Origin of the sequence: Halorhabdus sp. CUG00001 (assembly GCF_009797925.1) — an archaeon.
Lineage (GTDB): Archaea > Halobacteriota > Halobacteria > Halobacteriales > Haloarculaceae > Halorhabdus.
The window spans coordinates 1,908,543-1,930,052 of sequence record NZ_VOLB01000001.1 but is presented as its reverse complement, the minus strand read 5'-3'; the positions used below and the strand labels follow the sequence as shown (position 1 = coordinate 1,930,052).

Genomic DNA, 21,510 nt, shown 5'->3' with positions numbered 1-21,510 from the left:
CCATTGTGTACCGAACGTTCGTTCGGAAACTACATAGGTCTTTCCTCGAATGGATTCTGAGGTCACAGAGTGCTTCCACCCGCGGAAACCGGACATATATCACCGATCGCCGAATAATCGTTCGGTATGGCTGATTTTGACACGGAGGGGTCGCCGTTCATTGGCGAGCCGGCAGACACCCACGAGCGAATAATGCAGGCGACCTTCGAAACCGTCCAGGAGTACGGGTTCGCGGGGCTGTCGATCCAGCGGATCGCCGAAAAGGCCGATCTCAGCAAGTCTTCGTTCTATCACTTCTTCGATGACAAAGACGACCTGCTGCTTGCATTTCTCGATACGATGCTCAGCCAGTTCGGTGGTCCCTTAGAGGGTATCGAAGAGACCGCAGATCCACTCGACATGCTTTGGGCGTACGTCGACTTCGGCCTGTACGGACTGGCTGACGGATCGGTCCCGCCCGTTGAGGGTGCTGTGGACATCCAGTCCGGTCGTCCCTACGTGGAACTGCGATCGCAAGGCACCTACGACGAGGCCTACCGCGATCGCTTCACCGAGATGGACGATTCGATGTGCGATCGACTCGCCAGCGTCATCGAGCAAGGCATCGATCAAGGGGTATTCCGGGACGTTGACGCCGATCAAACTGCGGAATTTCTGGTGACTGTCATGCTGGGCGGACTGTTCCGCCGGGCGACAGCCGATGGCGTTGGGGTCGACGCAATTCGGGCGGAACTAGAGACGATCGTGCAGGATCGGCTGCTCACGGAGTCGTGAGTCCTGTCCTCGAGAGCGTTCCTGGTCAGCCCATCTCACTCGACGAACTCGATCTGATCGCCGACTCGGATCTCTGCGCCCCTATCGGACTCGGGAATCGACGCGATAAGCATGAGCGTATAGTAGTGATCGAACGCCGCTTCGTCGGCCCATTCGGGGAACGTCTCCTCGCGCATCTCGACAAACTGTGCACGGAAGTCGGGGGTCGGCTCGCCGGTATCGGGGTCGCGTTCGGGAACGATACACCGCCCGCAGGGCGTCACACCCTCGAAATGAATGCCGTCGACCGCGAACGCTGGTGCCTTCTCGCCGACGAACTGGTCCTCCCAGAACGCGTCGACGCCAGACACCTCGATGTTGGCCCGAAGTCGGCGACGGACACCGTCGACGCTCAGTGTGTCGAACCACGAGGCGACTTCCCGGAGTGTAGCGGTACTGACCACTGACGGTCCCATCTCCCGGCGGTCGACGAAACCCAGCGACTCGTCACGTTCGAGGGTCAACTCGATGTCGAAGAAGTCGGAAAACCACGCTTGGGTTCGTTCGCTCTCGGCGTCGCTGTCGAGATCGAACTCGCGACGGTCGCCGTCGGGGGGTCGGACCGTCAACGTGGAGGATCCCGGATCGAAGTCCGTCTCCAGGTCGTGAACGCGATCAGTTCGTTTCCCATTGAGTACGTCACCGTCGGTATCAAAGAGGGCGAACTCACGGTCGTGTTCCAGCGTGCCGCCCGGACGGACACGCGCCGTCTCGAGGTCTATCCCGTCCAGGCCCTTGACCGGATAGACGCGCAATCGCTCGATCCGTGCCATTGCTGGTCGGTCGGTTGCGCCGGTAGTAAGGGTTCCCGACTCGCTCGCTCAGGCGTGCTGGATTTCGATGTGGAACTCCTCGGGGTCGACCTGCTCGGTCTCGTGAGTGAAGCCACGCTCTTCGAGGACGTCGTACAGCGGTTCCGGTTCGAAGCTATTGATCAACAGGAGTGTCTCCCCGGACTGGAGGTCCGTGAGTGCGTCCATAATGGCTCCGAACGGTTCACCATCGATCTCGCGGGCGTCCAGCGTCGCGTCGTATGCGTCGGCGGATTGTGCCATGCCTGCCTAGAGTCGCTTCGTCCGTAATCGTTCTCTCCCGAACAAGTTCGCACTACAGACTGGCAGCTACTCGTTGCGGACAGTACCCTGTGATCGACCCCTCAAGGCACGTGAACCCGCAGGACGTGCCCGCCACAGCCACACTGGTCGATGTACTCCCAGGTCAGATCGTCGCCGTACTCCGCATCGAGTACCTCGTAGAGATACGTCTCCGGATGGCCGTGTTCGGCGTGGGTCACGAGATTAACGTGGTACCCCGAGGCCGTGTGTTCGATCGCTGTCAGCGCCCCCTCGACGACCCGCTTTCGGTTTTCGGCGTGTGCTGGCTGTTCGAGGTTCGCTGACCAGGAGTTCTCGTGGACCCGATCGGTCACCGGCGTCGATTCGGCGTCCGCAACCTCAGCGTCGTTCATGAGGATATCAGGGCTCGTGCACTCGAAAGGGTGTTGGCGAATCCGTTCACCGCCGGCAAAACTGGATGATCGGCCGATTCGTCGCCCCCCATCCGAATCCTTATTTTCTATAATGAATGATAGTTGGGTATGGGGGGACAGATTGCCGTGCTCGTGACGGAGGGGGACCGGACGAGCCCACACGTCGATCGGGCGATCGAGAAAGCGGCCGACGAGGAGGCGACGCTCCACGCCGTCTACGTGATCGACGCGTGGCGCTTTGGCGAATACTCGGTTTACGGCTGGGAGGAACTCGCCCGGGAGATACACACCGAGAAAAGCGAGGTCATTCTCGATGAGATCCGGGATCGCTGTCAGGCCCGCGGGATCGACTTCGAATCGCGGGTTACCGAGGGAGATCCACAGGACGTCATGGAGTCGTACGTGACGGCAAACGACATCGACTGGCTCGTCTGCCGGCATCCCGATGGGTCCGGTCGACCGACACAATCGCCGAGGCTGCTCGACCGACTCGACGCGGACTCCTCGGCGAGCCTCGAGGTCGTCTGAGTGTGCGCTTGGGTCTCAACAACGGTGGGTTGGGCCCCCGACCGCACAGCGGCTGCTCACTTTTTGGGTAGCGTTGCGACAAACTTCCCCTCGGCTTCTTCCTCGACGGTGTACCCGTCGGCGTCGAAGGCCTCGACTTCGGCCTGGAACTCGTAGAACAGCGGCTTTGGGTCGTGGTCGTTGACGATCGTCAGTGCTTGGCCGCTGTCGAGGTCGGCAAAGGCCTCGTGGATCTTCGGATGGCGCTCTGGCGGCGGGACGTCTCGTAGGTCGAGTGTCGTCATGCACTGTTCACTCACTGTCCGACGGGAATCGGCTTGTTCCCGAACGTCTTCGGTCGCCCCTGTCCCCTGGCTGCTCGCCTTTCCGGCCGTTCAATGAGACTTTGTACGTCGATTCCCTACCCGTAGCTATGGTCAATTGTCTCCCGCGTGCCGGTCGTGCTGGATTCGCTCTGGCGGTGATCGCATGACTGTCGCGGTCGTCGGAGCGGGGATGTCCGGGCTGGCGCTGACGCACTTCCTCGCGGAGCGTGGGGCCGACGTCCACACGTTCGAGGCCGCCGCCGAACCCGGCGGTGTCGTCCGCTCGAAGACCGTCGACGGACATGTCCTCGAAACCGGACCGCAACGGCTGCGGCTTTCCGAACCAGTCCAGTCACTGGTCGAGACGCTCGACCTCGAAGACGAACTCCGGTATGGTCACGACGACCAGCCACTGTTTGCCTACCACGACGGGCAACTGCGCACGATGCCGCTGTCGGTCCGAGAGGCGATCACGACTGACCTGCTGTCCTGGCCGGGCAAGGCCCGAGTGCTCCTCGAACCGCTGACGCGGGGGCCACAGCCCGAGGAAACCGTCGATGGCTTTCTCACCCGGAAGTTCGGCGCCGAGGCGGCCCGCCGGTTCATGGGGCCGCTGTACAGTGGCCTCTATGGCAGTGATCCAGACGAGATGTACGTCGAGTATTCGCTGGGGCGGGCGCTCGATCACGTCGGCATCGAGCGGAGCATCCTCCTCTATGCGGCCCGCAAGCTGCTCGAAGGCGTCGATCCGCCGTCGATCGTCACGTTCGAGGCTGGGCTCCAGCGCCTCCCCGACGCCATCTCAGAGGCCCACGCCGACACGATCGAGCTGAATACACCCGTCACCAGCGTCGAACGGGCCGGTGACGGCTATCTCGTCCACACCGAAGACGAGACTCACGCCGTCGAGACGGTGGCGTTTACGACGCCGGCTCCGACGACCGCGGCCTTGCTCGATGGCGTCGATCCGGCGGCCGCCGATGTCCTCGAGCAGTTCACGTACAACCCGATCGGCGTCGTCCATTTGCGGTCTGACTTCGATGGGACCGGGCACGGCTTTCACATCATCGACGACGGCTTCTTGACCGACGGCTCCACCTGGAATCACAGCATGCTCGATCGCGACGGCGTGTTCACGTCCTACGTCGGCAGCGGCGATGCCGACGCCCTGGACGCCGATCCGGCGGTCATCGGCCGTCGCGCGGCCGAGGAATTCGAGACGGTCACCGGCGAGCCGGCCGACGTTCTCGACGTGTCGATCCTCCGGCCGGGTATGCCCGCCTACGACCGCTCGTGGGCCGCCCTCGAGGATCTCTCGCTGCCAGACGGCATCGAGATCGCCGCCAGTTACACCAGTCGGGCCGGCATCGTCGGCCGTATCGCGGACGGCCGGCGGACGGCTGCCTCGATCGTCGAAGAGTGAACCGCAGGGTCGTGTTCGGGCGGATCGAATCCTCCCCGACACCTACATTGGTCGTGACGACTAATTGTCGATCGATGGACGAGAAAACCGAGGAACTCCGGGAGCTGTTCGTCGACGTGGCAGGGACCGACACCGTCACGGCCGATCAGTCCGCCGACCGGGGCACACTCGCTGCTCTCGCCGATCTGGACGACGAGACCGTCACGAAACGGGTCCGGGCAGTCGTCGAGGCCATGGCCGAGACGTTCACGTTCGAGGCGGATCTGACGATCGAGGAGCGTGTCGAACTTGTCCAGTTGTTCTACGAGGGGGTCGACGACGACGCGATCGCCGACGCACTCGACACTGACGCCGAGACCGTCTTTCTGGCCCGGCTGGAACTGCACCTCTTTCGGGCGTCCGATACCGACGCCTCGATCGAGTGGGATCAACTCCGGGAGCGGCTCCGAGAAACTGACGACGCCGAGACTCTCGCCTCGGAACTGACCATCGATTCCGATACCATTGTGCGGTATCGGCGCGTCTTCGAGGCCCGCCAGCAAGCCCGTCGTGTCAGCCACCGCTACCGGAGTACCTTCCGGGACGTCATTCCCGACGCCGAGCTGGCCGATCGGCTGACCAAAGAGGTGACCGAGGACGGCCTCGAAGAGGCGGCGGCCGACATCGAGACCGACGTCTCCTTTTGAGTCCGGGCCGTTGCTATTCCCGCAGTCCGTCCGTTTATGATGCGGAGCGCGGCCACTCCCGGCCGTGCCCACGTTCCGTGACCTGGCGACCGCCGCCTACTGTCCCCGCCAGTTGTACTACCGTCGGCGCGACGACGAGACCCCCGAAGTGCCCGATTCAGTCGTCCTGCGGCGTGAACTCGCCTACGAATATCCGCGGCTGCTCGCAGACGCGGATCTGGACGACGAGCCCATCGCCGTCACCGCGACCCAGTATCGCTCGGCACTCCACCGGGCGAAAGCCCGCTCCGAGGCCTGGGAAAGCCTTGTCGACCCCGCCGACCGAGACGTCTTACTGGAGGGCCGGGACTGCCGAGGCGTCGCCCACAAGATCCTCGAGGAGCCGGTCGCCCCGTCGCTGCTATTTACCGGCGAGCCGCCCGATACCGGCGTCTGGCAGCCCCAGTCCGTCCGACTGGTGGCCGCCGCACTGGCTCTCTCCTACGAACGGGAGCGACCCATCGACATCGCCTTCGCCGAGTATCCGGCTCACGGGGTGGTTCGGCGCGTCTCGCTGTCGGCTCACCGACGGGCTGGCTACCGCTCGACCCTCCGGACCGTCCGGTCCATCGACGGCCCACCCTCACGGGTCCGGAATCGAACGAAGTGCGAGACCTGTGACTATCGCGATTCCTGTGGCGTCCGGACCCGCTCGCTCGGCTCGCTCCTCTGAGCCCGTCCGTTCCGAGCGTGGCCGATCAGTTCGCATCTAGCCACGCGGCAACGGCGTCGGCGTTCGCGCCGCGTCGGTGGATCGTGCCGTCACTGACGTCGACGACCGTACTCGCCTGGCCGGCCGTGTCACCGCCATCGAGAACCACGCCGGCGGCGTCACGGATCTCTCGGTCGACATCCTCGGCCCGGGTCGCACTCTCCCGGCCGGAGACGTTGGCGCTGGTGGCCGTCAGCGGCCCGGTCTGTTCGAGCAATCGCCGCGCGAGGTCGTGCTCCGGCACGCGAACGCCGACGCGTTCACGTCCAGCCGTGAGTGCATCCGGCACATCGCCCCCTCGCCGGACGACGACCGTTACGGGACCGGGGAGGAACGCCTCCATGAACGCCCGCTCGCGCTCGCCGGCCTCGACGTGCTCTCGGGCGGTCGAGACGTCTGGGACGCCGAGCGAGATCGGGTCCGTCCTGTCTCGGTCTTTCGCGGCGAAGACGGCCTCGACGGCCTCGGGATCGAGCGCGTCAGCGCCCAGGCCATAGACCGTCTCGGTCGGGTAAACGACCAAGCCGCCCGAGTCGACAGCTTCGGCTGCCGCTTGCAGTCGTTGTTCGCTGACCATACTACAGCGATTCGATCGCGGCTTCGATCTCGTCGTACTCGGGGAACTCGGGCCACTCCGTGGCGACCCAGGCGTCCTCGACGACGCCCTCGCCGTCGAGGACGAACACGGCCGGTCGTGGTTCTTCGATGCCGGCCATGCCGTCAAGATCGTGGGCGACGCCGTACTCGCGGGCGATCTCGTTGCTCGGGTCCGAATAGAGGCGATACGCTTCGAGGCCTTCGGACTCGATCAGTCGCTTGTGGGCATAAGGCGTCGAGATCGAGACGCCGACGACCGTCGCCGATTCGTGCCACTCGCGATCGGCGATTTCGTTCCAAACGTACGTCGCTGGGAACGACCCGTCCATGGGATGGAACACGAGCACGACGGGCGGCTCCTCGAGCAGGGCCGCAAGCGGGACGTCTTCCCAGTACTCGTCGTTCACCAGCGGGCGGGTGAACGCCGGGGCGGCCTCGCCTTCGGCGACGTGATCGGTTGCCTCGAACTCGACGACGTCGAACTCGAGATCCATCAGGCCTCACCTCCAGTCTGCTCGGTCGCCGTGGCGCTCGCTTGGCCGTACGTGTCTTCGAGGTACGCGACGATCTGGGCGCTCTCGCTCATGGTTACGCCCGTCGATTCGTCGACGATCGCGGGGACTGTCCGCGCGCCGGTTAGTCGCTTGACGGCGTTGCGTTTCGAGTGCAGGGGTTCGACGAACCGCGACTGGTATTCGAGGCCGAAGTCGTCCAGGACGCGAGCGACTCGCTCACAGAACGGACACGCCTGGAGCCGATAGAGCGTGATCGACGGCGCAGTCTCTGACATGTCTTCTCGTTGGGGCCGCCTGTGGCTAAGTCTGTCGGCGCTCTCGCCCGCCGAGACCCCAACGAGCACGAATCCACACAAGAGTTAATTTCCCGGCATGGCAACACAGGGTGTTGATGGGTATATCTGGACTTTCAGCAGCGGCAGAGGTTGGCATCCACCTCTACACCGTGCCGGTCGTTGGCATCGAACTGTCACAGATGGCGGTCACGTTGGTCGGTGCCCTCATGATCCTGGCCCTTCTCGTCGGGTCGGGATTTTTCTCCTCTTCGGAGATCGCGATGTTCTCCCTGCCAGCCCACCGGCTGGACGCGATGTTCGAGGAGGGCAAGCGCGGTGCCGCCGCCGTGAAGGCACTCAAGGAAGATCCCCATCGGTTGCTCGTGACGATCCTCGTCGGCAACAACATGGTCAACATCACCATGTCCTCGATCTCGACGACGATCGTCGGCTTCTACTTCGACGCCGGCGCGGCCGTGATCGTCTCCTCGCTCGGGATCACCTCGCTCGTCCTCCTGTTTGGCGAGAGCGCGCCAAAGTCATACGCCGTCGACAACACCGAGTTACACGCACGTCGGGTCGCCCCCGTCTTGCAGCTCGTCGAGAAGGTCCTGTGGCCGCTCATTACCCTGTTCGACTTCCTGACTGGGCTGGTCAATAGGGTTACCGGCGGTCGCTCGGCCATCGAGACGTCTTATCTGACCCGCGAGGAGATCCGAGACATGATCCAGACTGGCGAGCGTGAAGGCGTCCTCGACGAGGAGGAACGCCAGATGCTCCAGCGTACCCTCCGGTTCAACCGGACGATCGCCAAGGAAGTCATGACACCCCGGCTCGACATGGATGCCATCTCAGTCGATGCCTCGGTCGACGAAGCCATCGAGCAGTGTATCCACGGTGGCCACGCCCGCCTGCCCGTCTACGAGGGGAGTCTCGACAACGTCATCGGGGTCGTCAATATTCGCGATCTCGTCCGTGATGCCCAGTATGGTGGCAGAGACGACGTGGAACTCGAGGACCTCATCGAACCGACGCTACACGTCCCCGAATCGAAAAACGTCGACGATCTCCTCGCCGAGATGCGGGCCGAACGCCTTCATCTGGTGATCGTCATCGACGAATTCGGGACGACCGAAGGGCTGGTCACGATGGAGGATCTCACCGAGGAAATCGTCGGCGAGATTCTAGAAGGCGAAGAAGAACACCCGATCGAGTTCATCGACGACGATACTGCCCTGGTCAAAGGAGAGGTCAACATCGAGGAAGTCAACGAGGCGCTGAGTCTGGATCTGCCAGAAGGCGAGGAGTTCGAGACCATCGCGGGGTTCGTCTTCAATCGCGCCGGCCGGCTGGTCGAAGAAGGCGAATCTATCGAGTACGACGGCGTCGAGATCCGCGTCCAGCAGGTCGAGAACACCCGTATCATGAAAGCGAGAATCTCCTTGCCCGAGGACAAATCTCAGCCGAGGGATGGCAACCCCTCCGATGAATCCGACGAGGCTGACGCGACCGACGAGTCCTGAGAGTCCCACGTCGCTGTGGCTCACAGCAGTGTGAGGAGCCGATACCCACCATACCCCGCAACAAGCGCGATCACGAGCGAGCCGATCCAGGCGAGTACGGTGTAGCCCATCTTCGCCCGGCTGATTCCGCTGCCCCCGGCAGCGTAGCCGCTGCCGACGATCGCACTCACCGTAATCTCGTTGAACGAGACGGGAATGCCGAAGAAGACGGCGATCTGGGCGATGACGAACGCGGGGATCAGTGCCGCGATCGACCGCCGCGGGGACAGCGAAGAGTAGTCCTGGCTGAGTGCCTTGATCATGCGTGGCGCACCGGTCCAGGAGCCGACCAGCAGGCCGACTCCACCGGCGAGCAAGGCGACGACCAGCGGGAGGTCGTACGGCTCCAGGACCGGGAGGACCGGTCCGATCGCGAGCCCGACCTGGCTGCCACCCGCCGAGAACGCGACGAGGCCACCGAGCACGAGGAGGAATCGTCGCTGGCTCTGGGCACGATTCGCCCGCGTTCCCCGATACAGGAGCCCGGCGGCGAGGCTCGCAAACGCCAATGTGACGGCCACCTGTACGGCGATGCCGGCGTCCAGCCTCGTCGCGATCGCCGCCGCAACCGACGCCTGTTGGTCGGCTGGCCCCAATATGGCAAAGCGGATATTCGCCAGAATCGCACCGACGAACCCGGCCAGGGCGGCGACGATGCGGGCTTCCCCGCCCACCCCGCTTCGGAGCCAGCGAGCGGTGCCGTAGGCTGCCCCGCCCCCGACAAAGGGTGTGGCGACCCACAGTGCCACGATCCCCTGGTAGGTTCCCCATGCGGGTTCGCCCCCGAGTGCCAGCCCGACGCCGACGACTGCGCCAGTCACGGTAAAAGCCGTCGCGATCGGGTACCCGGCGAAGACACCGACGGCGACCAGGCCGCCGGCGATCGTGAGCAACAAGATCGAGGCCGTCGAGGTCAGGCCGCTGCCGTCGGGAAAGAGAACGAGTCCGCGTCCGACGGTCTCCGTGACTGCGGCCCCCTGTAGGACAGCCCCGGCGAGTCCGAGAATCCCGACGACGAAGGCAGCCCGCATCACCGAGATGGCATTGGCCCCAACTGCGGGCGCGAACGGCGTCGAGCCCGAGGACCCGGCACCGATGGCCCACGCCATGAACAGACTGGCCAGTGCGGCGACGAGCACGGTTCCGACAGTTACGACCAGTCCCATGGTCTCGGGGTTGTCCTGTGTCCGCTAATACGCTACGGTCTCGGCGAGAACGGCTCGACAACGGGGACTGTCCGGATAGACGTCAGTTCGTTCTGGAGTCGACGTCGTCGTGGTTCGTCTGTGGCACTTCGACACCTTCGGCGGCTTCGGGCGTCTCGATCTCCTTTTCGGTGTCGACGTGCCAACGATCGACCTCCTGGTCGAAGTCGGCGAGTTTGTTCGAGACCCGGATTTTCAGGTCGTCGTCGTTGACGTTGACCTCGAAGACGTACTCGGGGTTCGTGTCGTCGACACGGCGGATGTTCGCGCTGATCAGGTCATTATCGAAGTAGTAGGGTGCGACCTGCGTCATGACGTTTCGGTAAACACGGTCTTCGACTGCTCGAACCGCCTTCCGGCCGGCCGAATCGGCCGCCCGGGCCACGTAGTCGATCGAATCACTCCAGGCGTCGACGGCCTCGTCGGGGTCGTTGAGGTTCTCGTAGGAGTCTGCGAGCTTCTCACCGGCCGATCGGAGGTCGTCGTCGGGGTCTTTGCCCCGCTTTTCGCCTTCACCCTCGTTGACGCGGGCCTGTTGGGCCGTTTTCTCGTTGACGTCCTCGTCGAGTCGCTCGTGACTCTTGGGCCGCCACTCGTCGAACTCCCCGAGGACTGTTTCGTCGACGTCGTACTCGTCGGCGAGTTCCTGGAGCGCCCGCACAATTCGCTCGCCGTGTTCGACCACGGTGATCCATTCGCCGCGAACCTTGAAGCCGGAGACACTCTCTTCCATAGACGATCACGGGAGGTGTGACGGTGGTCGTCTCCCGTCTTGGCCCCGGTTAGAATTCGCTCCGCATAAGGCTTATCGCCGTGTGCGGATCTCTCCCGCGGATTGTCGGCCCCAAATATCAACGCCTTTGAGGTGTCACCGTCTCAGTTCCGACGATGACTATCGAAGATTACGACCGAGCCAAGGTCGTCTCCCACGCGCTTGCCCAGGACACGTTAACACGACTGCGAGATGTCGATACCGAACAGGTCGCCTTCCGGAAAGGACTGGTCAAACTCGGCCGCATCTGTGGCTACGAGATCATCGACGGCCTCATGCAGCGTGAAACAGTCACCGTCGAGACGCCCCTGATGACGACCGAAGGCGAGCGCGTCGGCGACATGGACGACGTGGTGATCGTCAACGTCCTCCGCGCGGCGACCCCGTTCGTCGAAGGATTGCTCAAGGCATTCCCGCGAGCCAAGCAGGGTGTCATCTCCGCCGGCCGCGACGAGGAAGGTGGCATGGATAGTGAGGGCCAGTTCGACATCTCCATCGAGTACAACAAGATGCCCGACATCCACGACGAAGACACGCTCATCATCGCCGACCCAATGTTGGCGACGGGCTCGACGATGTGTGCCGTCATCGACGAGGTGCTGAACGGTGCCGACCCCGAGCGTGTGATCGTCCTTTCGGCCGTCAGCGCCCCCGAGGGACTCGATCGACTCCGTTCGGAATTCCCCGACATCGAACTCCTGACCGTCGCCATCGACGATCGCCTCGACGACGATGGCTACATCGTTCCCGGACTGGGCGATGCCGGCGATCGGGCGTTCCGGACGACGTAACGAATATCTCCAGACTCCCTCTGTTCTTTGTTCTTCGGTCCGTGTTGTCCGAAGACACGTATCGACTGCCTCGCGATCGACACCCCGATCTCGCGAGGCTACTCTGTCGGCCCGCTGACGTCCGCTCGTCCGCTGGTCGCACTCGCAATCCGATCGCACAGATCGTCGCTCTCTTCGGTCGGCACCCGCACCGAAAACTGGACGTCCTCGCCGTACTCGGCCTCGAACTCGACGCCCTCGCTCTCCAGAATCCCTCTGACGGTCCCCGAGTCGTCGTACTCGACGGTGATCGCCAGCTGTTCGTGGGGCCGCTCCTCGATGACTTCCGTCTGCTCGATCGCTTCTTTGACCGCCCGTGAGTACGCGCTGACGAGTCCCCCGACGCCCAGTTCCGTCCCGCCGAAATACCGCGTCACGACGATGGCAATGTTCTCCAGTTCCTGGCCCTGAAGGACGTTCAGCGCGGGCTTGCCGGCCGATCCCGAGGGCTCGCCGTCGTCGCTTTCGTACTCCCTGAGCGGGTCGGCACGGACCCGATAGGCCGGGACGTTGTGCGTCGCATCGTCGTACTCGTCCCGGACCTCCTCGATAAACGACTCGGCGTCCTGGACTGTCTCGACGGGCCGGGCGTGACCGATGAACTCAGAGCCCGAGATCACGAACTCCGCTCGCCCGGGTTCGGCGATCGTCTGATAGACCTTGCTGCTCACTGTCAGGGAATTCGGTGCCCGGAGAGAAACCAGTTTCGCGTTGTCGGTCCGTGCGGTCGCTATCCCACAGTTTCACTTTCACTCCGGTGGGCTGGCTTATTTACCATCTCCCGACCCAGACTGAATTGGAGCGTCGTTGACGACACGCCGTCACACGTTCCACACTGTTCCCCTTTCCAATGCAACAACACAGCCACGCCGTCGGCCGTTGCCCGCACTGTGGGGCCACAATCGAACAGCGACGCGTATTGATCACCTACGAACGGGCCGGCGGCGAGGCCATGTATGCGACGTGTCCCGGGTGCTCGGCGGTCGTCCGCCCGGAGTGATCGGCCCGTTGGTCCCGGTAGGGGCGACCGACACCACAACTCGTTTTGATGTGCCGCCCGTACAGCCGATGTGTACCGACGGACGTTCCTCGCGACGAGTGCGCTGGGAGCGACAGCATTGGCCGGGTGTGGCTCGATCGAATCCCGGTCGATCGACGTCCCGACTGTCGTCTCCGAGCGGCCGGCCGGCAGCTACGTTCCCGGCCACATCGAGGGGATGGCGCGCGTTGGCTCGGTCACGGCCGGCCCGTACGAACTCGTCGTGACCTACAGCTATCCCCACCGCTTTTGGATGGTGACTGGCACCGACACCGAGCGCGTCCCGCTGGAAGAGGCGGACTCGACTCACCTGATGGCGACTGTTCGCGATCGTGAGACTGGCCTCGTCGTCCCCGAAGTCGGCCTCTCGATGGCGATCACGCGCGAAGGGTCTCTGGCCTCTCAGGAGACGATCTACGCCATGCTCTCCCAGACGATGGGCCTCCACCACGGTGCTAATTTCAGCGGACTCGAAGACGGTCGCGAGTACGACCTTGCGGTCACTGTCGGCACGCCGACGGTCCGGTTGACGGGGGCCTTTCGCGACCGATTCACCGATCCAGTCACCGAGACACTCTCGTATTCGTTCGACGAACGCGCGATGGCCGAGTTGCGACTCGACCGACTCGACCGGGCTGGCGAGCGCGGCGCACTCGAACCGATGGGCGGGGCAGTCGCTGGCGCACGAGCTCCAGAACAAGCGACAGTTTCCGGTCGGACAGCGACGACCCGGGCCGGCGACGCGCGCTATCTCGTTGCCCTCCGCGACGAGTCGCCCCCTGGCATCGACTCCGGCCCGTACCTCGCGGTCATTCCCCACACCCGGTACAACCGGATTCGCCTCTCTCGGATGGGGCTGTCGGCCCGTTTCACCACCGGCGGTGGTCCGATCGAAACCCAACTAACCCGCACGTTCGATCCCGAACTGGGCTATCACTACGGGACGGCCCTGTCGGCGGATCCAGCTGGCGAATCCATCTCGTTGCTCGCCGAGACACCGCCGCAGGTCGCCCGCCACGAGGGCTACGAGACGGCCTTCTTCGACCTGCCGACGGCGTCGGTGCAACTGTAGCGGGTCGCCCTGGGTCGCCGGCGCTGGCGAACCATGTTCCAGTCGCCGGAGGCGGTGTGGTTTTCGGAGTCGACGCCCAACAGTAGCCAATGCCAGCGGAGCGATCCGGACTCGACCGACGCCAGTTCTGCAAGGCCGCGGTGGCGGCTGGCGGCGCGGCGGCGCTGAGTGCGTGTCTCGAACAGTCAGACGATCCAGTACCGACAGGGGTCGACGACCCTACGACCCTGCCCGAACGCCAGCACGCCTGGAACGACCGCGTCCGGACTGACGAGCACGGCAACGTGAAACTCCCGCGCCACCAGGTCTTCCTGTATCTGACACTGGAGCGGGACGGCCCACCGACCGACGCCGACCGGGCGGCCGTCGAATCGGCGCTCTCGACGATCGATCGAGCCTACGAGCGCTCGAACGACGGCCTGCTATCTTCGATCGGGTACTCGCCGGCCTACTTCGACCGGTTCGACGCATCGGTGCCCGACACCATCGACTTGCCGTCCCCGCGCCGCCTCTCGCCGTTCGAGGATCCAGCCTTCGACACCCAGGACGCACTCGTCCACCTCGCCAGCGACCGTGCCGATGTCGTCCTGGAAGCCGACCGCGCCCTGCGGGGCGAGCGTGATCGGGCCAACGGCGTCACCGTCCAGACGCCACTCACCGACGTCTTCTCGGTTGCCGACCGCCGGACGGGCTTCGTCGGTGCGGGGCTCCCAGCCGAGAAGCAGGACGTGGCTGGCATTCCCGACTCCGAGCCCGTCCCCGAGGCTTCGCCGCTGTTTATGGGCTTTGAGGCTGGGTTCACGGGCAATCAGGCGACCGAGGACTACGTGACGATCGACGATGGGCCCTTTGCCGGCGGGACGACCAAACACGTCTCGCGGCTCCGCCAGCGCCTCGATGACTGGTATGGCGAACAGGACTTCACCCAACGCGTCGCGGAACTGTTCAGCCCCGTCCACGCGGCGGACGAACTCGTCGAGGGCGTCGGGGACAATCTCGGTAGCGACAGCGGACTCACTCCCGAGATGATCGAACACGTTCGCGAGCACGCCCGCGAGTTCGGCCGCGTCGGCCACGCACAGAAGGCCGCCCGGGCCAACCGCGACAGCGAGGGCAACGTCCGCCTCCTCCGGCGGCACTGTGAATCGACCGACGGCGACGTTGCCGCTTTGCACTTCCCGTCGCTGCAGCAGGGGATTTCTGCCTTCGAGGACGTCCGGCGGGCGATGAACGGGACCGACCTGACTGACGAACCGGCGATTCGCCAGCGGGTCAACAACGGCATTCTGGAATATATTTTCACCACCCACCGGGGGAACTTTTTGATCCCGCCGCGCCGCCATCGGGCGCTCCCGGACCCACACCCGGCGTGATTCTTCCGTCTCGGCGCGGCCAGTCTCGACCGATTTCCCCGGTGCCGTAACGTTTACCGGGTGGCCCGCCGGATCGACGTGATATGCAACGACGCGCTGTCGCGATCTCTGTCGTGCTCTTCCTCGTCGTCGGCGCCGGGGCCTACGCCTTCATCGGCATCTCTGAGGCCCCGTCGATCTCGCTGCCGGGCGAGGCACACACTGTTGGCGACACGTTCAGCGTCCAGGACCGCACCTATACCGTCGAGAGTGTCGATGGCTCGGGCGATGGCTCCGGTGAACTCGCCTGGACCAACGAGTCAGCCCGGTACACCGAGACCCTCGCCAACGACTCGACGGTCTCACCACTCGACGTCCGGTGGGACGGCCAAGACGCGCGCTGGTCGCGGACGCTCGAAGCCGGTTCGACGATCCCCTACGAGAACGGCACCTATCGCGTGACGGTCAACACCTCGGCGGACTCGCCGATGGCGATGCTCTCGAACACCGACAACGCCTCACAGAACACGACCATCGCTGTCGAAGACACCCTCACCTACCGCGACAACGAAACGACCGTCACGGCGATCGACGACGACGGCGTGACCCTGGTCTGGGCCGAGCCCTACCGCGTGACTGTCCAGAACGGTACCGCGCCTGACTCGGCAACCTTCCGCCAAGTGTTCGACGTTTCGAGCCGGCTCGAACGCGATCCTGCCGTCTACAACGAGACGGTCTCGGTCGATGGCGTTCAGTCAGTCGTCTCCCGGGAAGACAACGCAACCGTCGCCCTGTCGGCGTATCTGCCCGAACCCGACACCGCTACCTTCGAGGAGGGCGAGCAGGTGTGGTACCAGGGTAACGACGCGACGATCGGCAACGTGACCAGTGCTGGCGTGCCCCTGGTCTGGTCGGCCGAACGGCCGAACACGGTCCGGCTTGCGGGTGCGAGCACCGTCACGCTCAACGACCAACAGTACTTCGTGTACTTTCCAGAGGTGTCGTCCGTCAAAATCCTCCCCAGCGAGGACGCCGCCCAGTCCTACCAGCAACAACAAGCCGATATCGACTACTACCACGAACGGATGAACGGACTCTGGGGTGTGAGTATTCTCAGCTTCCTCGCTGCGATCGTCCTGCTCGCGATGGGATACCTGCCAGTCAAAGGCTGAGTAGACGCTTTTCGTTACTCGCTCCGGGCGAGCCAGGCCAACCCGACGCCGATGGCGACCATCCCCGCGACACCCAGGAGCTGTACCGCCGAGACGAGTGCGCTGCCGTTGGTGCTCCACGGTTGGCCGGCCATCGTGCCGAGCCCGACGACGACGAGAAACGCCCCTGTCACGATCCCGATCGGTTCTAGCCGATCCGCAAAGCGATCCGTAACGCTGTTCATACCCGAGTTGTACACACTCCCGGTGGTAAATCATCCGGTTCGGTGACGACGCCGACGATGTACCGACCGCTGGATCGAGCAACTGCCAGCACGAAGCGCTGTCGCGAGGCTCCTCTGAGAATCCGCGCCAGGTCTCGACACCAAACCTCCTGCCAACGGTGGGCATTGCCCAGCCCTTGTCACTGCTGGCGGGCAGACCGCCATTTGGACTTCGGCCCTTAGTGCCAACCACCAGGCGACGTTTCGTCCCCACTCGGTCGTGGGGACAGTTCCGGGTCTATGTTGGCCTTCTCTTGCCCGCTGTCCGCCCCCGGACGGCAACGGCGATGCGTCTGGGGATCGCTCGACAGTATCGGGTACCCGCCGCTCCTGTCGCCAGCGGATACATCAGTGAGGCCCTCCTGCTTTTCGATGGACAACATGAACGCTGCAATCTACCGCGGCCCTGGCGATATCCGGATCGAAGACCGACCGGACCCTCATATCGAGGAGTCAACCGACGTGGTCGTTCGCGTTACCCACACCGCGATCTGTGGCTCGGACCTGTGGTTCTACCGTGGCGAGGAAGACCGGGAAACGGGGTCCCCCGTTGGCCACGAACCCATGGGGATCGTCGACGCTGTCGGTGCGGACGTCCGATCGGTCGAGCCCGGCGACCGCGTGTTTGCACCCTTTGCAATCAGCTGTGGCGAGTGTGAGTTCTGTCGCAACGGCCTCCAGACGGCTTGCGTAAACGGTCGCTTCTGGGGTGATTTGGACTGTGGCGGGCAGGGCGAGCAAATTCGTGTTCCCCAGGCCGACGGCACGCTCGTTCGCGTTCCCGATCGGTATGCCGACGACGAGGACACCCTCCAAGCGCTCCTTCCACTGACGGACGTGATGGGGACCGGCCACCACGCTGCGGTCAGTGCCGACGTGAGTCCCGGCGATACGGTTGTCGTCGTCGGCGACGGCGCCGTTGGCCTCTGTGGCGTGCTCGCGGCGCGTCGCCTCGGCGCCCAACGCATCATCGCCATGGGCCACCACGACGACCGCCTCGATATGGCTCGTGACTTCGGCGCGACAGCGACCGTCTCGAGTCGGGGCCAACAAGCCATCGAGGAAGTCAACACACTCACCCACGGTGGCGCGAATCACGTCCTCGAATGCGTCGGTGCCGAGTCGGCACTGGAAACCGCTGCCCAAATCGTTCGGCCCGGCGGTAATATCGGCTACGTCGGTGTTCCTCACATCGAGAGTTCCGAATTCGTCAGTCAGTTGTTCGCAAAGAACGCCTCGTTCACTGGTGGCCCTGCCCCCGTCCGGGCCTACGCCGAGGAGCTCATGGCTGACGTGTTACAAGGCACACTCGACCCATCGCCAATCTTCACGAAGACTGTCGATCTCGACGGTATCCCGGAGGGCTATGCGGCGATGGACGAGCGCGAGGCCATCAAGGTCCTGGTGACAGTCAACACATAGCCCGACGCGTTGGCCGGCTGGGACTCAGACACACCTCCTACGAAGTGACCCACCACTTTGACAGCGAGACCAACTAGCCCCGACGAGCGACCTTCGACGTTGCAAATACCTGTGCTCGTTGGCTCCGGTAGTGGCCGCGCCCGTCCGTGGCGCCTCTGTGAAGACTCTTCGTCCTCGTGGCAGTGGCGAGGCAAGCAAGACGAGACCGTCGAACCGTTGGCAGATCGGCTTGCTCCTGTCTCTCTCGGTGTGTCGCTATCGTCATCTTCGGCCAGCGAGGCAGTGAGGGTGAAGCCACTCCTCTCGTTCAATATAGCTGAATTTGGTTTATTGCGACTCCCCCTTCGCTACGGGCTGCCCACAGGCGGAGTCGGTACGATAGTTTGGGCCGCTTCGATGATCTGTTCGATTGGGTGTGACTATCGGGTGGGGGCTTCCAGAGTGGGCTCGGTGCACTGATCGCCCCTTCTGCCCGGATCGCACTGGTCGGTGCGGGGGAGTCCCTTTCGTTCCGATGGTGCTGGGGGCTGCTGTGCAACGCCTGTAAATCTTATTTCGGTATATCCAATCTCCCGATCGCAGCCTCTCAGTCCCGTTTGCACTGGTTGACTGCCAACTCTCACAATCAAAACGCGAGCGTCCGGGGACCGGACGCGGCTACAGCACGGACAAGCAGGAATTACAGCGGTAGCGAGGCGAAAGCCCACCCGTTCACGGGTGGGATGAAGCGTTGGGACAATTGCAGTCGGCCATCCGAAGAACATTCGTGCTGGTGAAGACTGGGGTAGACACGGCAACAAACGCCTGCACGACTGGGCGTTTGAAATTTTGCTGAGTCATATCGAGTACAAGGCTGAAGAGCGTGGCATCGAGATTGAGTGGGTTGATGAGTACGAGTTGGCTACGTCGATAACGTGCTGTAAGTGTGGTACGAAAGCCGATTCAAACCGTGTTGAGCGTGGCCTGTACGTCTGTGAAAACTGCGAGTTCGTCGCTAATAGTGATTTGAACGCGGCAGAGAATATGCGAGCGACGGTAACTCCGAATCCGTCACAGGATAGGAGTAACGGCTGCTTGGCACAGCCATCGGTACGCCTGTTCGACAAATCCACGGGGCGAGTCGCCCCACAAGAACAGGTAGCACCGTAGACCCTAATATCCCAACGTGGGAATCCCACGGCTTCAGCCGTGGGAGGATGTCAAAGCCGGTCGTCGACGATATCGACGAGATCGTCGACTGGGACGTTCTCCTCGTCGCCGCTTTCCATATCTCGCAGGGTCACTTCGTCGTCTTCGAGGTCGCGCTCACCGACGACCACGGCGTAGGTGGCGTTGATTCCGTCGGCGTAGCCGAACTGGCTGCCGAGGTTTCGATCGGCCAGGTCCGTCTCGACGGTTAGCCCCTCGGTTCGCAGGTCGGTCGCGAGTTCCACGCCGACGTCTGCGACGCTCGCCGAGACGGTCGCGATGTAGACATCGGTCGAGACAGTCTCTTCGGGCCAGACACCCTCCCGCTCGAGGAGTTCCCGGGTCGTCGAGTATCCAAAGGCGAACCCGACGGCGGGGACCTCCTGGTCGCCAAACAGGCCGACCAGCTCGTCGTAGCGGCCACCGCCAAAGAGCGCCCGCAACTCGCCCTGGGTGTCGAAGGCCTCGAAGACCAGCCCGGTGTAGTAGGCGAGTCCGCGCACGATCGAGAGGTCGAGTTTGCACATCGGGGCGACGTCGTAGGCTTCGAGGTGCTCGGCCAGCTCGGCCATGCGGCCAACGGCGGCCTGGGCGGCCGCCTCGTCTGGGGCGATCGCTTCGAGTTCGTCGATCGCTTCGGTGATCGGCCCGCTGATGTCAGTCAGCTCGTCGACCAGTTCGGCCTGTGCTCCAGTCAAGCCACTCTCGGTCAGCGCCGTGCGGAACTCCTCGCGTTCCAGTTTCTCCTTGTCGTCGATGACTTCCATCGTCGCCTGGGTGTTCTCGACACCCTCGGCTTCGAGAATCGACTCCAAGAGGTTGCGGTCGTTGATCAGAAACTCAACGCTGTCTTCGACGTCGAGTTTCTGGTAGATGCGGGCACCGCAGGCGATCAGCTCGGCGTCGGCGGCGACCGACTCGATCCCGAAGATGTCGATGTCGGTCTGGAAGAACTCGCGGTCTCGCCCCTTCTGGACGTTTTCGTAGCGCCAGCGCTTTGAGGTGTCGAACCACTTGATCGGCGTGGTGAGGTCCTTGCGCTGCTGGACGATCCGCGCCCGCGTCGGGGTTTGCTCGGGGGTCAGTGTCACGTCACGGCCGCCCCGATCCTCGAAGCTGTAGGTCTGTTCGAGCAGTTCCTCGCCGGATTTGATCCGGTACAGTTCCGTCCGTTCGATGGCGGGTGTATCGATCTCTCTGAACCCGAACTCCTGGGCTGTCTGTTCGACGACGTCGATCAGCGCCCGCCACGAAGAGAACTCCCCGGGCAGGCGATCGTACATACCTTTCAGACTCGTTGTTTCGACCATGGTTTGCTGTGTTTCCGTTTCGAAGATACCGAGACGACTCTCTGCGCCCTCAATCGGTTCGATTGCGAGACCGAACTCCCTGGCGGTCCCGCCGGTGACGAACATGTAGATGCCCGCAACGCCGGGCGGGGCGTCTGCCAGGACCTGCTCCTCGTCGGCAAAGTCGATGTCGCGCTTGTGTGCGTACTCGTCGTACGTGTACAGGGGCGGTTGCTCGCCCCAGACGACGCGGGCCAGTGCGGCTCCGAGCCGCCGGAACGATTCTGGGACCAGCACAGCCTCGGGCACCTCGGGGATGGCCTCGTCGCCCGACATCGCTGCCCAGGTCACGTCGCTGCCGGTCGCGCCAGTCTGCCGATAGCCGCGCTCGCCCAGCGCGTTTTCGACGGCCGTCTCGAAGCCCTCGCTGACGTCGAGTTCTTCGTACCCGAGGAGTTCTTCGAGGATCGCGTCGTACCCCGCATAGAAGCGACTTGCGCCCTGTTCCCAGGCGTCGCGGGGCGATTCGTAGCCCTCGATCCGGCGGTCGGTGAATTCGATCTTTTCGAGCACTGGGCGGGGATTGAGTCGCCCGAAGTGTTTGAACCCGATCCGGAAGGTTCCCAGCTGGTCGGTGTATCCGGTCTCCGGATCGCCGGTGTCGTTGATCGCATTCAACCGGTCGATCTGGGCCTGTAACGCCTCGAATCCCTCGCCCGTCTTGGCGGCGCGTTTGCCTTTCCCGTTGATCAGCGAGCGTATCCACTCAAGGTCGTAGCCCTCGCCGTCGAGTTCGATCGCCAGGGCGGCCCCGGCGTTGCGCCCCTTCTCGGGAACCAGCACTCGCTCACCAGCCATCGTGACTCACCTCGAAGTCGAGGACTGACCGAGCGACTCCGGAGAACTTAGCGGAGATGAACACACTCACCGGCGATAGACGTCATCACGACTGTTCGTGATCG

The 21,510-nt window shown here is 63.6% G+C and carries 25 protein-coding genes; 13 read left to right on the top strand and 12 right to left on the bottom strand.

Annotated elements, in window-relative coordinates:
* Positions 1-126 precede the first annotated feature (126 nt).
* Positions 127-774, top strand: a complete 648-nt coding sequence (locus tag FR699_RS09650) for a TetR/AcrR family transcriptional regulator (protein WP_158855287.1) — start codon at positions 127-129, stop codon at positions 772-774.
* 35 nt (positions 775-809) lie between these two features.
* Here FR699_RS09650 and FR699_RS09645 read toward each other — a convergent pair whose 3' ends face one another.
* The 3 genes from FR699_RS09645 to FR699_RS09635 form a co-directional block, all read right to left on the bottom strand.
* On the bottom strand, positions 810-1,586 hold the full coding sequence (locus FR699_RS09645; protein WP_158855286.1) for an MOSC domain-containing protein: 777 nt from the start codon (positions 1,584-1,586) through the stop codon (positions 810-812).
* A gap of 48 nt (positions 1,587-1,634) precedes the next feature.
* Positions 1,635-1,868, bottom strand: coding sequence for a DUF2249 domain-containing protein (locus tag FR699_RS09640; RefSeq protein WP_158855285.1), 234 nt, complete (start codon positions 1,866-1,868; stop codon positions 1,635-1,637).
* A 101-nt stretch (positions 1,869-1,969) separates the two neighbouring features.
* The gene (locus FR699_RS09635; protein WP_158855284.1) at positions 1,970-2,281 is read right to left on the bottom strand and encodes a CGCGG family rSAM-modified RiPP protein; all 312 of its coding nucleotides are present in this window, start codon (positions 2,279-2,281) and stop codon (positions 1,970-1,972) included.
* A 129-nt stretch (positions 2,282-2,410) separates the two neighbouring features.
* Between FR699_RS09635 and FR699_RS09630 the strand changes: the two genes are divergently transcribed.
* Positions 2,411-2,830 (top strand): universal stress protein, encoded by a 420-nt coding sequence (locus tag FR699_RS09630; RefSeq protein ID WP_158855283.1) that lies wholly within the window; start codon positions 2,411-2,413, stop codon positions 2,828-2,830.
* A 56-nt stretch (positions 2,831-2,886) separates the two neighbouring features.
* Here FR699_RS09630 and FR699_RS09625 read toward each other — a convergent pair whose 3' ends face one another.
* Positions 2,887-3,114, bottom strand: a complete 228-nt coding sequence (locus FR699_RS09625; protein ID WP_195837592.1) for a DUF2249 domain-containing protein — start codon at positions 3,112-3,114, stop codon at positions 2,887-2,889.
* Positions 3,115-3,298: 184 nt separating this feature from the next.
* Here FR699_RS09625 and hemG point away from each other — a divergent pair, with 184 nt between their 5' ends.
* The 3 genes from hemG (at position 3,299) to FR699_RS09610 (ending at position 5,956) form a co-directional block, all read left to right on the top strand.
* A complete protein-coding gene (hemG, locus tag FR699_RS09620; RefSeq protein ID WP_158855282.1) occupies positions 3,299-4,558 on the top strand; it encodes a protoporphyrinogen oxidase in 1,260 nt (419 codons plus the stop codon).
* Between the two features lie 74 nt (positions 4,559-4,632).
* Positions 4,633-5,244 (top strand): hypothetical protein, encoded by a 612-nt coding sequence (locus tag FR699_RS09615; RefSeq protein WP_158855281.1) that lies wholly within the window; start codon positions 4,633-4,635, stop codon positions 5,242-5,244.
* A gap of 64 nt (positions 5,245-5,308) precedes the next feature.
* A complete protein-coding gene (locus tag FR699_RS09610; RefSeq protein WP_158855280.1) occupies positions 5,309-5,956 on the top strand; it encodes a hypothetical protein in 648 nt (215 codons plus the stop codon).
* Positions 5,957-5,981: 25 nt separating this feature from the next.
* On the opposite strand, the gene FR699_RS09605 is transcribed toward FR699_RS09610, so the two are convergent.
* Genes FR699_RS09605 through FR699_RS09595 form a run of 3 tightly spaced genes read right to left on the bottom strand, consistent with a single transcriptional unit; the run spans position 5,982 to position 7,382 of the window.
* On the bottom strand, positions 5,982-6,572 hold the full coding sequence (locus tag FR699_RS09605; RefSeq protein WP_158855279.1) for an L-threonylcarbamoyladenylate synthase: 591 nt from the start codon (positions 6,570-6,572) through the stop codon (positions 5,982-5,984).
* 1 nt (position 6,573) lies between these two features.
* A complete protein-coding gene (locus FR699_RS09600) occupies positions 6,574-7,086 on the bottom strand; it encodes a redoxin domain-containing protein (protein ID WP_158855278.1) in 513 nt (170 codons plus the stop codon).
* The gene (locus FR699_RS09595) at positions 7,086-7,382 is read right to left on the bottom strand and encodes a glutathione S-transferase N-terminal domain-containing protein (RefSeq protein WP_154552995.1); all 297 of its coding nucleotides are present in this window, start codon (positions 7,380-7,382) and stop codon (positions 7,086-7,088) included. The genes FR699_RS09600 and FR699_RS09595 overlap by 1 nt, the downstream gene beginning before the upstream one ends.
* Before the next feature lie 116 nt (positions 7,383-7,498).
* On the opposite strand from FR699_RS09595, the gene FR699_RS09590 reads away from it, so the two are divergent.
* Positions 7,499-8,905, top strand: a complete 1,407-nt coding sequence (locus FR699_RS09590; RefSeq protein WP_154552996.1) for a hemolysin family protein — start codon at positions 7,499-7,501, stop codon at positions 8,903-8,905.
* A 20-nt stretch (positions 8,906-8,925) separates the two neighbouring features.
* Here FR699_RS09590 and FR699_RS09585 read toward each other — a convergent pair whose 3' ends face one another.
* Together FR699_RS09585 and FR699_RS09580 are read right to left on the bottom strand one after the other, a co-directional pair.
* Positions 8,926-10,110, bottom strand: a complete 1,185-nt coding sequence (locus FR699_RS09585) for an inorganic phosphate transporter (protein ID WP_158855277.1) — start codon at positions 10,108-10,110, stop codon at positions 8,926-8,928.
* A gap of 82 nt (positions 10,111-10,192) precedes the next feature.
* Entirely contained in the window at positions 10,193-10,882 is a 690-nt protein-coding gene (locus tag FR699_RS09580; protein ID WP_158855276.1) for a DUF5828 family protein, read from the bottom strand.
* Between the two features lie 155 nt (positions 10,883-11,037).
* On the opposite strand from FR699_RS09580, the gene upp reads away from it, so the two are divergent.
* Positions 11,038-11,712 carry a uracil phosphoribosyltransferase gene (gene upp, locus FR699_RS09575; RefSeq protein ID WP_154552999.1) on the top strand — a complete coding sequence of 225 codons (675 nt, stop codon included), beginning with the start codon at positions 11,038-11,040 and terminating at the stop codon, positions 11,710-11,712.
* A 98-nt stretch (positions 11,713-11,810) separates the two neighbouring features.
* Here upp and FR699_RS09570 read toward each other — a convergent pair whose 3' ends face one another.
* Positions 11,811-12,422: a YigZ family protein gene (locus tag FR699_RS09570; protein WP_158855275.1), complete on the bottom strand. Its 612-nt coding sequence runs from the start codon at positions 12,420-12,422 to the stop codon at positions 11,811-11,813.
* A gap of 179 nt (positions 12,423-12,601) precedes the next feature.
* On the opposite strand from FR699_RS09570, the gene FR699_RS13210 reads away from it, so the two are divergent.
* The 4 genes from FR699_RS13210 (at position 12,602) to FR699_RS09555 (ending at position 16,386) form a co-directional block, all read left to right on the top strand.
* The gene (locus FR699_RS13210; protein ID WP_195837593.1) at positions 12,602-12,751 is read left to right on the top strand and encodes a hypothetical protein; all 150 of its coding nucleotides are present in this window, start codon (positions 12,602-12,604) and stop codon (positions 12,749-12,751) included.
* Between the two features lie 70 nt (positions 12,752-12,821).
* Positions 12,822-13,862, top strand: coding sequence for a hypothetical protein (locus tag FR699_RS09565; protein ID WP_158855274.1), 1,041 nt, complete (start codon positions 12,822-12,824; stop codon positions 13,860-13,862).
* An 89-nt stretch (positions 13,863-13,951) separates the two neighbouring features.
* Positions 13,952-15,235, top strand: a complete 1,284-nt coding sequence (locus tag FR699_RS09560) for a Tat pathway signal protein (RefSeq protein ID WP_154553002.1) — start codon at positions 13,952-13,954, stop codon at positions 15,233-15,235.
* A gap of 83 nt (positions 15,236-15,318) precedes the next feature.
* Positions 15,319-16,386, top strand: a complete 1,068-nt coding sequence (locus tag FR699_RS09555; RefSeq protein ID WP_158855273.1) for a hypothetical protein — start codon at positions 15,319-15,321, stop codon at positions 16,384-16,386.
* Positions 16,387-16,400: 14 nt separating this feature from the next.
* Here the strand turns inward: FR699_RS09555 and FR699_RS09550 are convergent, their stop codons facing one another.
* Complete coding sequence (locus tag FR699_RS09550; RefSeq protein ID WP_154553004.1) at positions 16,401-16,610, bottom strand: hypothetical protein; 210 nt, start codon at positions 16,608-16,610, stop codon at positions 16,401-16,403.
* Positions 16,611-17,030: 420 nt separating this feature from the next.
* On the opposite strand from FR699_RS09550, the gene FR699_RS09545 reads away from it, so the two are divergent.
* Complete coding sequence (locus tag FR699_RS09545; protein WP_158855732.1) at positions 17,031-18,071, top strand: zinc-dependent alcohol dehydrogenase family protein; 1,041 nt, start codon at positions 17,031-17,033, stop codon at positions 18,069-18,071.
* 738 nt (positions 18,072-18,809) lie between these two features.
* The gene (locus FR699_RS09540) at positions 18,810-19,220 is read left to right on the top strand and encodes a zinc ribbon domain-containing protein (protein WP_370515569.1); all 411 of its coding nucleotides are present in this window, start codon (positions 18,810-18,812) and stop codon (positions 19,218-19,220) included.
* A 50-nt stretch (positions 19,221-19,270) separates the two neighbouring features.
* On the opposite strand, the gene hisS is transcribed toward FR699_RS09540, so the two are convergent.
* Positions 19,271-21,406 carry a histidine--tRNA ligase gene (hisS, locus tag FR699_RS13335; RefSeq protein ID WP_229770485.1) on the bottom strand — a complete coding sequence of 712 codons (2,136 nt, stop codon included), beginning with the start codon at positions 21,404-21,406 and terminating at the stop codon, positions 19,271-19,273.
* Positions 21,407-21,510: the final 104 nt, after the last annotated feature.